The organism is Mesorhizobium intechi, assembly GCF_002879535.1.
Lineage (GTDB): Bacteria > Pseudomonadota > Alphaproteobacteria > Rhizobiales > Rhizobiaceae > Mesorhizobium > Mesorhizobium intechi.
In genome coordinates this window covers 1-9537 of record NZ_PNOT02000361.1, presented here as the reverse complement: position 1 = coordinate 9537, position 9537 = coordinate 1, and the positions used below count along the sequence as shown (strand labels likewise).

The 9537-nt window shown below is 58.1% G+C and carries 6 protein-coding genes and 3 pseudogenes; 4 read left to right on the top strand and 5 right to left on the bottom strand.

What is annotated here, in order from left to right:
- The 4 genes and pseudogenes from C1D09_RS30420 to C1D09_RS30405 form a co-directional block, all read left to right on the top strand.
- Positions 1-530, top strand: a 530-nt coding sequence (locus tag C1D09_RS30420) for a M20/M25/M40 family metallo-hydrolase (protein ID WP_143977650.1), incomplete at its 5' end; no start/stop codon positions are given.
- A gap of 58 nt (positions 531-588) precedes the next feature.
- Positions 589-1974: a CapA family protein gene (locus C1D09_RS30415; protein ID WP_246135935.1), complete on the top strand. Its 1386-nt coding sequence runs from the start codon at positions 589-591 to the stop codon at positions 1972-1974.
- Positions 1975-2526: 552 nt separating this feature from the next.
- A complete protein-coding gene (locus C1D09_RS30410; protein WP_143977651.1) occupies positions 2527-3921 on the top strand; it encodes an MmgE/PrpD family protein in 1395 nt (464 codons plus the stop codon).
- Positions 3922-3953: 32 nt separating this feature from the next.
- A pseudogene (locus C1D09_RS30405) lies at positions 3954-4095 on the top strand (transposase); the annotation flags it as partial.
- A gap of 150 nt (positions 4096-4245) precedes the next feature.
- Here the strand turns inward: C1D09_RS30405 and C1D09_RS33970 are convergent.
- The 5 genes and pseudogenes from C1D09_RS33970 to C1D09_RS30370 all read right to left on the bottom strand — a co-directional run.
- Entirely contained in the window at positions 4246-4611 is a 366-nt protein-coding gene (locus tag C1D09_RS33970; protein ID WP_246135934.1) for a site-specific integrase, read from the bottom strand.
- Between the two features lie 16 nt (positions 4612-4627).
- The gene (locus tag C1D09_RS33965; RefSeq protein WP_246135933.1) at positions 4628-4855 is read right to left on the bottom strand and encodes a hypothetical protein; all 228 of its coding nucleotides are present in this window, start codon (positions 4853-4855) and stop codon (positions 4628-4630) included.
- 1643 nt (positions 4856-6498) lie between these two features.
- Positions 6499-7722, bottom strand: a complete 1224-nt coding sequence (locus C1D09_RS30390) for an ATP-grasp domain-containing protein (RefSeq protein WP_143977648.1) — start codon at positions 7720-7722, stop codon at positions 6499-6501.
- A gap of 971 nt (positions 7723-8693) precedes the next feature.
- Positions 8694-8925 (bottom strand): annotated as a pseudogene (locus C1D09_RS30375) (IS110 family transposase); the annotation flags it as partial.
- A gap of 62 nt (positions 8926-8987) precedes the next feature.
- Positions 8988-9273 (bottom strand): annotated as a pseudogene (locus tag C1D09_RS30370) (integrase core domain-containing protein); the annotation flags it as partial.
- Positions 9274-9537: the final 264 nt, after the last annotated feature.

Here is a 9537-nt window from a genome sequence, read left to right as displayed (position 1 = left end):
TAGTCGGAGCACAGATAATCACGGCGCTCCAGACCTTGGTTTCCCGAAACCTCGATCCGACGGAAGCGCTCGTTGTGTCAGTGCCGAAATTCACCGGAAGTGAATCCTACCACATCATACCTGACTCCGTGACGCTGGGCGGAACCGTTAGGAGCCTATCGCCAGCATTGCGTGATTTTGCGGAAAAACAAATCAAGGTCTGCGCTGAAAATATCGCGGCAGCTTTCGGGGCTAAAGTGGAATATCGACACCGGCGTCTCGAGCCGTTGACGTTCAACCATACAGCGGCGACCGAATTGGCAGCCGCAGCCGCGCGGGCCCTTGTGGGGCGAGAGGCGGTCAATGAACAGGTCAAGCCGGTGATGGTCTCGGAGGACTTCTCTTACATGTTGCAGGCGCGACCTAGCGCGTTCCTATTCCTTGGCAACGGACCTACCGCGGGGCTGCACAATCCGACCTACGATTTCGATGACAATGCAATCCCTGCGGAAAGCCGGCGCGGCTTGCTCCGCCTCGTGATTTGCTCCTGAGCATCGAGCGTCAGGGCAGGGAAGTCCAGTTCACACTCTTGGAAATATGGAGGCCATTATGAATTCGCAGAACAGTGTCATTCGTCCGACTCAGGAGGACGACGGTTTCGATACGATTGGTTCCACTTCTACAAACGTTGAAGACGGCTTCACAATGGCCGCAGTTGGTGACCTACTCTACGCGCGGCCAGTAACGAAAGGTTACTATCCAGGCCTTTCTGACGTTCTTAAGACCTTTCAGGGAGCCGACGTTACATTTGGCAACTTGGAAACCAACATCTTGGATTTCCAGTCCAAAGGATGTCCCCAGGCCGAGTATGGTGGTGCGTATTGCATCAGCTCACCTGAGCTTGGAGCTGACTTAAAGGCGATGGGCTTCAATATGCTTAGTCGTGCGAACAACCACACGCTCGACTGGGGCGTTGAAGGCATGCGTGAAACGAGCCGCGCACTTGAACAGAATGGAATCGTTCATGCAGGTGCAGGTGAGACGCTTGCACAAGCCGGTGCCCCGCGGTTCTTGGAGACCCCTCGCGGTCGCGTGGCAATGGTCTCGTTTGCTACAACCTTCATGCCTATGGCTCGAGCGTGCGATCCCGCCGGGGAGGCTCCCGGCAGGCCTGGACTCAACAGTCTTCGCTTAACGAAAAGCATCGAAGTCCCTCGGGAAATGCTCGAAAGCTTGCGCCGGATAAAGCACGCGTTGCCGGGTTACCGTTCTGCGACAGAAACCTCAGACCGCGTTGTGCTTGAGGAGGTGATATACAGGGCGGGGGACAAGGTTGGCTACAACTTTGAACCTCAGCCGCGCGACATCGTTGACATTCTGCGAAACGTACGTCAAGGCAAGCAAATGTCCGACTTCTGCATCGCGACGAACCACGGGCACGAGCCCGGGGAATGGTGCCAAGAGCCGCTTGAGTACGAACAGTCGTTCGCTCGAAGGCTTATTGACGCGGGGGCAGACGCATACATCGTACACGGACCGCATATACTACGGGGCATTGAGATCTACAAAGGGCGCCCGATTTTTTATAGTTTAGGGAATTTCTTTTGCCAGGACCTCCGGACCCCAGCTGGGGCCGACATGTTCGACCTATTCGGCAAGGACCCCCGGATCAATACGGATGCCGAGGTGACGATCGACCACTTGGCAAACGGATTCCCGACTGCAGAAGGGCGACTGGGTCCCCAATCCGGCGCCATCTTTTACGAGAGCGTTGTCGCCATCAGCCGTTTTGAGCATAACCAGCTTGCTGAATTGAGGCTTTATCCCATAGAGCTTCGTCGCTCGCAGCGGTTTGCCAATCGAGGGGTGCCTAGGCTCGCCCCAACTCCCCAAGCAAGAGCCATTCTGGAGCGACTGCAGAAGCTCTCGATGCCGTTTGGAACCCAAATCGAGATTGAGAACGAGTTCGGAGTCGTTAGGCTAAAACCACTATGACGCGTCTCGGCGGGCGAATACGTAGGGACGCGCTTTACCACACCTTACGTTTTATCCTGCAGGCCCGGCATCAGCAAAGGCATCTCGTCGTCCCAAAAGGCGCCGATAGCGGAAGTCTTACAGGGGAAGCAAAACTCTGAGGGGTCTGGCTGCCATGCGATTAGTTGAGACCGATCTTGACCTCATGCCGCCAGCGCCGCGCCCTTTCTCGCCTCAGAGACGAACCGACGCATGTCGTCCGGGCGGAGCCATCTGAAAACGCGATGACAGCGCGCGGAATATTATATTTGTGAACGCCGCTCCAAGTCACGCATACTTAGTACAGCGAACGAACTGTAACGCCCGGCGTGGCAGTGGTGCGGCGGGTCGCGGCCCCCAGGGGGTCGGAACTGGTGGGAGACCACCGGCGGATCGGCAATCTTCCACTTCCCAGTAGTCAGGTTGCGCGCGAAACAGGAAAAAAATGCCGCTTTCCTGCATTGAAGCAGAGATAAATTACGCAAAGCGCATCGTGAGCTCTCGGTCCACTTCACTTGGAGGTTTGGTTTGGCAATGGATGTTACAACACAACTCGTTAAGCACGTTCTCAGTTCCAGCCTGGAGACGATCCCTGAGAAAGCGATGGAACGTGCGAAGCTGTCAATCCTTGACACGATCGCGTGCGCGATCGGCGGATCGAATGATCCTATCGCCCGCTTCTCTCGCAATTTGGGTGCGTTGTCGGGCGGCAAACCAGAATGCACGGTTTGGATTTCCGGAGAAAAGCTCCCCGCCAGCTTGGCGGCTCTGGTCAATGCGACGACGGCTAGGGCCCTCGACTTTGACGACACTTACGAGATCTGTATCAACGGCTGCCACGCAAGCGCATATGATGTTCCACCAGCGCTCGCGCTCGCCGAACGCGACCCTTCCATCACCGGGAGCGAATTGCTGTCCGCAGTCGCGACCGCGATCGATCTGCATATTCGTCTGGCGCGCAGTATCACGACCAACGCCATAGATACGGGCCGCGACAATATGGTCGCGGTCTGGGGCGCAACTGCGGTCAGTACCAAGTTGCTGAGGCTTGACGAACAGAAAACGAGAAATGCGTTCGGTATCGCATACGCCCACGCTGCCGGCGAATTCCAAATGTATGAGGAAGGCGCCCACACTGTGGCGCTGCAGCAGGGCTTGCGCGCTCGCTCAGGCCTGGAGGCTGCCCTTTCAGCTATGGTCGGCTTCAATGGCCCACGGGAGCCGTTCTTTGGCAAATATGGCTTCTACAAGGCCTTCGAACCAGACTACGACTTAGAGATGCTTTTGGATGGCCTCGGTTCCGACTATTTGAACGCCTCCATTAGCTTTAAGCCGTGGCCCTCCTGCAGGGCTACCCATCACGGCATCGATGGGTTGCTGAAATTGCGAGAGAAACACAACTTCACGGGTGAGGATATTGTCTCAATTGAACTCGGGTTGAACCAGCGCGCTCGGAGCGTGGTCGCCCAGCCGCACGACCAAAAGTGGAATCCAAAGGACCCTGTCGTAGCGCGTTTTAGTCTTCCTTATGCCGTCTCAGTGGCGGCGCAGCGTGGCAGCGTTGGGATTGACGACTTCCGCAAGGAAACGCTTATGGATCTGGCTGTACGGAAGATTATGGCTGCCACGAAGGTCGAGATTGATCCTGAAATCGATCGCACACACGGGCGCGATGGGAATTCGCCGACAACAGTTACAGTGAATCTAAAGTCTGGAGCACAATATTCCATTCGCATTGACGAGCCGTTCGGGCATCCGAAAAACCCAGCCTTGCTCGCTGATGGCATGCGGAAATTAGAGGTTTGTGCCGAAATGTCGATGTTGCCGTTTACTCAAAAACAACTCGGGTTGATCGGCGAGTTCGTAGACGAACTCGATAAGCGGGCTTCGTTGGCGCCGTTGTTCGAGCTGCTAGTCGGCGGCAAGTAGGCCAGCTCAGCGCTTGGAACACCCGAATACGGATATTGGGTATCTGGATCGAGCAGCTGGAAGGCGCCAAATTCTGGCTGCGCGTATGAACAAGTTGAAAAACCGAGGTGTTGCCGACATCCTGATTATCGACGGCCTTAAGGGCTTTCCAGAGTGATCAACGCCGTATTCCCGTAACGGCGCTGCTGGGCCGGTATACGATCGACGCCGGCTGAGATCGTTGCGCCTTCTGCTATGTTGCGACCGCTGGCCGAATATGAGGCACTGGTGGGAGGCGGCTGGTGATGACGGAGATCGACGGCATCGCGATCGTGCCGGCATTGCTCAGGGAGCGCACGGCGAAGGTATGCCGCAGATCAGGAATGCGGGGTCCCGCTTGGCCGAGCTCTCCGCGCAGGCCGATCGATCGCGCCAGGCGAAGGAAGATAGCGACCACCGTATGGTAGGTAGAACGGCGGTGTGCCTGCGGGAGAAACGAACAGCGCGCTGTTCAAGGTCCCGACGCGGCGACGGGCCGCCAAAATACTGGTCCAGGGGCGACCATGTCGTCCGGTGGAGCGGCAGCAATAGGCTCTTCTGGAATTTGGTCTGTCGGATGACCAAGCCATCGGTGGTCACGTCATCGAGCTGAAGCGTCAAGGCTTCGGAGATGCGCACGCCATTGGCGGCGAGCAAGCCGAACAGGCTCATATATTAGCGGTCTGATCTAACCCGATGGCTTGAGGGCGGCGGCCGCCTGCATCAGCGCGGCGATCTCGTCCGCCGTGTAGAGGTGTGGAATCCGCCATTTGAACAGGCGGCAGCCCAGGGCGGCGGCGGCCGGGACCTCATGGCGCGATTCCTCGGCCGAGAGTGCCAGAGCAAAGCGGCGTACCGTCAACAGCCGGTTGCGGCGCTGCTGTGGCGTGCGCGCCAGCGTCGCCCATTCGAGCACGCAGGCCGTTTGAATGTGCCGATCGCAGTGGCGAAGGCAACGAAGCTCTTCAACAGCGTGTACTGCACGCGGAACTTGAAGCCGAGCTAATATTGCAGCTCCACATGATGTGCGAGGTCCCGGCTCAGCATGCCGCCCCCCGGCCAGGGCTGAGCAACCAGAAGCAACATGTCGACGTCAACCTTCGCGTAATAGGCGGTCGTGTCGACCGACCAATGGCGCAGGACAGTTCCGATTACGTCCAGTGTGCACCGGCCCGCAGCATGCTGGTGGGTGCCGAGCGCCGGAGCAGATTGGCGCCCCGGGGACGCGCCTTGTCGATGCCCGCGCTCGCAAGCGCAAGGCTGACGAGAGACACTTGCGCTTGCCGACGGCCGAAATGGTGCAAACGGTCCGCAGGAAAATCTGCTCACAGGCGGCAGGCGGACGGGCGTCTCGCAGATAGTCGATAGTCGCCTCACCAGTATCCTGGAGCAGCGGAAGCTGGACCTCGCGGCGGCCTTTGCCGCGGACACGCAAGGTTCCCTCGCGCCACTCAACGTCGTCGAGGCGCATGCCCGAATGTCGCCGGCGCGCAGCCCAAGGCGGGCAAGTAGCAACTGCACCGCGCGGTGGCGGATCCCCAGGGGCGTCGTGATGTCGCACAACGACCGATCGACCTCCGCGGTGGCGATGTAGCGCGGCAATGCCGACAGTCGCCATTGCGGAACCGTAGGTATGGCCTGATCGAGCCCCGGCCGACATAGGCCCCGGGCGGCCAGGTATTTGAGATACGGCGCAGCGCCATCGTCATCGTCTTGAGGTTTGCCCGCGAACTGCGGTGCGCTTCCCCCAGCATTACTTGCCGAATAAAGACCGGCATCGTAGGGCTTTGGATCAGGGCCCAACACGGAAGCAGCCGCATGACCATTCGGCCGTGGCGAAGGACGGTGCGCTCAGAAATGCCCCGGTGCCGTCTCAACCAAGTCTGGAATGCAAGGACTTGGTCGTCGTGGGCGCGCGGGCCATCCTGCGTCAATGGCGCCACGACCCCACATTCCGCCAGAAAGCTCACGAACCGCCGCGCCCGGCTCACGTATTTGGCCGACAAGCGATCGGCTCGTCGGAGGCCGGGACAGTGGCATCGATGCCGCGCAAAACGGCGAACCGTATCCACGTTGATCTTTCGCGACAGGGGTCTTCGTCCTTTGCAGCCAGTTCCGAAGTGACGAGCCGGGGCTTCGTAGTCTGACATCGTCAGGCGAACTTACCCCAGGCTCAACAATCGGCTTGTGAATGCTTCCGCAAACGGTCGCAAGCCGCCCTGGTCCATCAATTGCGTGCATTCGAGCAGAAATTCCTTCGACTTTGACACGTTTGTCTCCTCACGAGGTCAAATGAACGTCGAGAGGAGACAACAATTAAATCGAGCAAGAAAGTGGGTTGAGCGTTCTAACCTATTGAAATGAAAAGACGACGTTGCCTGATCGCTGCAGACTCCGCATAATCCGCGCTCCAAATAATTGCGGGAGTCGACCGGCCTCATTCCATCATGATCTTTGCCCGTACCGGTCGGCCCGATCACGAATTCCTCGACAGCGCTGTCGACGACGAAAAACTCATCGCCGGCGTCAAGCCAAATCTCCGCAGTGACAATCGGCCGGTTATGGAAATGGTGAGATCGACCAACTAATTAAGTCGGTGGCACGCTCAAGTATCGCCTCGGTCTGAGCAAGGCTGGGTGAAGCTGCAACGACATGCCCGATGCGGTCTCGGTAATCGCCCTTCCTGACGATAGGCGTCGTTGCCCTAACATAAAATTTGACCTCGGTGACACCTGATACTGCAGCCGCCCGACCCCCTCCATCGATCCAATCAAGGTTACCATCGCGATCAGGAAGGAGATAACGCGCGGCCGCAGTGTGCATACGCCTTCTGTGCAAATTCGATGCGTCGCCCGTAACAAGTTTAATGTGCTCGGTGATGAGATCTACACCGTAAGCTAGCTGAGCAAGTTGAGATGCGGGCGCGCCGCCAAGCCGAGGATTGACTTCAATGACGACTGGCCCACGCTTTGTCCAGCGGAATTCAATATTCGTCGGGCCCCAGCCCAGACCAAGAGCTTGCAAACAGCTCAACGAAATACCGGAGATGCGCTCATACTCGTCGTCAGTTATCGGGGCCGGATAAGTAAACTCACGAAAGACGAAATGCGGTGGGGGACCAAACTCAGCGGCGGCAATCTCGAAAACCTCATTTCCCATTATGTCAGCGTAATAAAACTGGCCTTTTGCGAATTCTTCGACAAGTATCCTCGGTGAAGACCGCCATATGTGCTTCCCGCCCAATAAGTAGGTCGAGTGTTCGGCTAACTCATCAGCGCTGCGGCACAATCGGACACCTATACTGCCGCTCCCCGTGGCAGGTTTTAGAATGACCGGTAGGCCGATTTCCGCGGCAGCGCTTTCTAGGTCCGGCACATTCGCCGCCACGCGATAGGCGGGCATTGGAACGCCAGCCTCCGCGAGGAGTTGACGTTGAGTGAATTTATCGCTGCATCGGTCAATCGATGCGGGGTTAGGGCCTGGGAGATCGAAGTGCTCACACAGCTTGCCAACCATAGCATAGGCCAACTCGTCGTCGCCCGAAAAGCCCGTAATGCCAGCAATCTGATTGGCCTCACCCAGCCGCGAACATTCGTGGACCAGCGCATCGAGATTATCTGTATCGATACGGATTGCCTCAGCACCTTCCGTCGCGAGATAGTCGTACCGATCTGGATCAGCCGACAGCGTAATCGGATGAAGACCAAGGCGCCGAGCCGCTTGAAGATATGCCATACCGTTACCCCTATGGCCTTCAACCAGAATGAGCGCTCTTCTTGCCATCGGCGTTGATCTCCGTTGCCTGCCGTACCGTGGTATAAGCGTAAGAAGCATCAGATGTTTTCTGTGCCTGACCTCGGACTTGTGGTGAAATAACATAGTCAGCGATTTGCGGCCGCAAAGAGTCAGTGAAATTATGTAACACGTTTGTTGCGATGTGTTGCCGCCCCGCGATGTAGCGCCAGGTGTTGGCGTGGAACTGGCCAACCGGGAGAGCCATTCGAGCTGGCGCGCGTTCGTGGCAGGCTCAAGCAGCGCGGGCTCGCCGGCGTCGAGTTCGTCGTCTCCGACGACCATCCGGGCTCAGGGCAGCGATCCGCGAAGTCCTGCCCGAGGCAGTCTGGCGGCGCTGCTACGTGGATTATGCCGATGTCCGGATTTTGCCGACCTTGGGGGTGGGTGTAGGCTTCGGAGGCGGTGATCGCTGCGATGAGGTCGGCATAATCACCGGCGGCCTGACGGATCGTGCAAATTCCTCTTCCTGTTTCCAAAGAAGGGGATGCTTTTCATGTCAATCGGTCCGTTTCGCGTTCGCGTTCAGGGCTCGCTTGCCGGCGAACTCGCCCGATGAGGCTATACGCCGCTTTCCGCCCGCGAGCAGATGCGGCTACTGGCGCGATTGAGCCGCTGGCTCGCATTGGAAGGCATCGATGTGGAGGTCTAGAGCACGTCCTGCGGTTGATGTGTCGATTGTGATGTGACGACAGCGTTCGCTGGTGATTCAACATCCACTTTGATGAGGTTGTCTAATCGCGGCTTGGGCGTCAAGCATCTATCGCGTTGATACGGCGCTGCCGGGTGCATGGTGGTCTTCGCGGTCGACATCGGCCGCCGCATGATGGAGCTTCGCGGGACGAGCCGTCAATGTGGACGACGCACTTTGCTGAGACAGCGGTGCAACCTCATCAGCGGAATGCTCGGCTCACGTCCCGGCAGGGACGCCTCGGCGCTCAGATTCTGAACGCTCTCTGGATTTACGCTGTGGCTCCTGCACTCGGATTGAAGAGCTCGCCAGTCTTGAGCATCGTGTGCGTGATCACCGCCAATTTGCGTGCCACGGCCACGGCGGCTCGTTTGGAGCCGATCCTCTCCCGGAGCTTGAGGCCCCATGTGCGTAGGCTGCTTTCGGTCGAACAGCGTGTCAGGATGACCGCCGCGGCTTCGTAGAGAAGCCCCCCGCAAATGTCGATCCCCGCGCCGGGATATCTGGCTCAATTTGCTTCGATACCATTCTCTTGATCGCGGGAAGGTAGAGTTTCCCGGCTTTCTCACGATGGGGGGCTGGCGGCGCCATCCTTATGCCCAATCGCCCCATGCGGGCGCACCTCGTTGTAGTATCTGCGCCAATCCTCCAACTTTTCGGCGGCGTCGGCAAGGTCAGGAACCAGTGGGCGTTCAGGCACCCCACCCTGAAGCGGCCGTTGAAGGCCTCGATGTAGGCGTTGTCGGATTTCCCGGCCTGCTGAAGTCGAGCGTCACGCCTTTCGAGTGGGCCCATAGGTTGAGGTCGCGGGAGACGAATTCGGAGCCTTGGTCGACACGGATCGTCTTTGGATCGTCGATCTTCCGGCATGCAGTCTCATCTGTCGATCCATCCACCCCCTTTCATGATGGCATTGAGATGGGCCGGGTGGGCACAGCTGAGCAGAAACCATTCGGGTGTTCCAAGCGCTGAGCTGGCCTACTTGCCGCCGACTAGCAGCTCGAACAACGGCGCCAACGAAGCCCGCTTATCGAGTTCGTCTACGAACTCGCCGATCAACCCGAGTTGTTTTTGAGTAAACGGCAACATCGACATTTCGGCACAAACCTCTAATT

Bases quoted from the DNA above. Each gene is read 5' to 3' on its own strand.
- C1D09_RS30415 (WP_246135935.1), top strand. From the start codon at position 589: ATGAATTCGCAGAACAGTGTCATTCGTCCGACTCAGGAGGACGACGGT.
- C1D09_RS30410 (WP_143977651.1), top strand. From the start codon at position 2,527: ATGGATGTTACAACACAACTCGTTAAGCACGTTCTCAGTTCCAGCCTG.
- C1D09_RS33970 (WP_246135934.1), bottom strand. From the start codon at position 4,611: ATGAGCCTGTTCGGCTTGCTCGCCGCCAATGGCGTGCGCATCTCCGAA.
- C1D09_RS30390 (WP_143977648.1), bottom strand. From the start codon at position 7,722: ATGGCAAGAAGAGCGCTCATTCTGGTTGAAGGCCATAGGGGTAACGGT.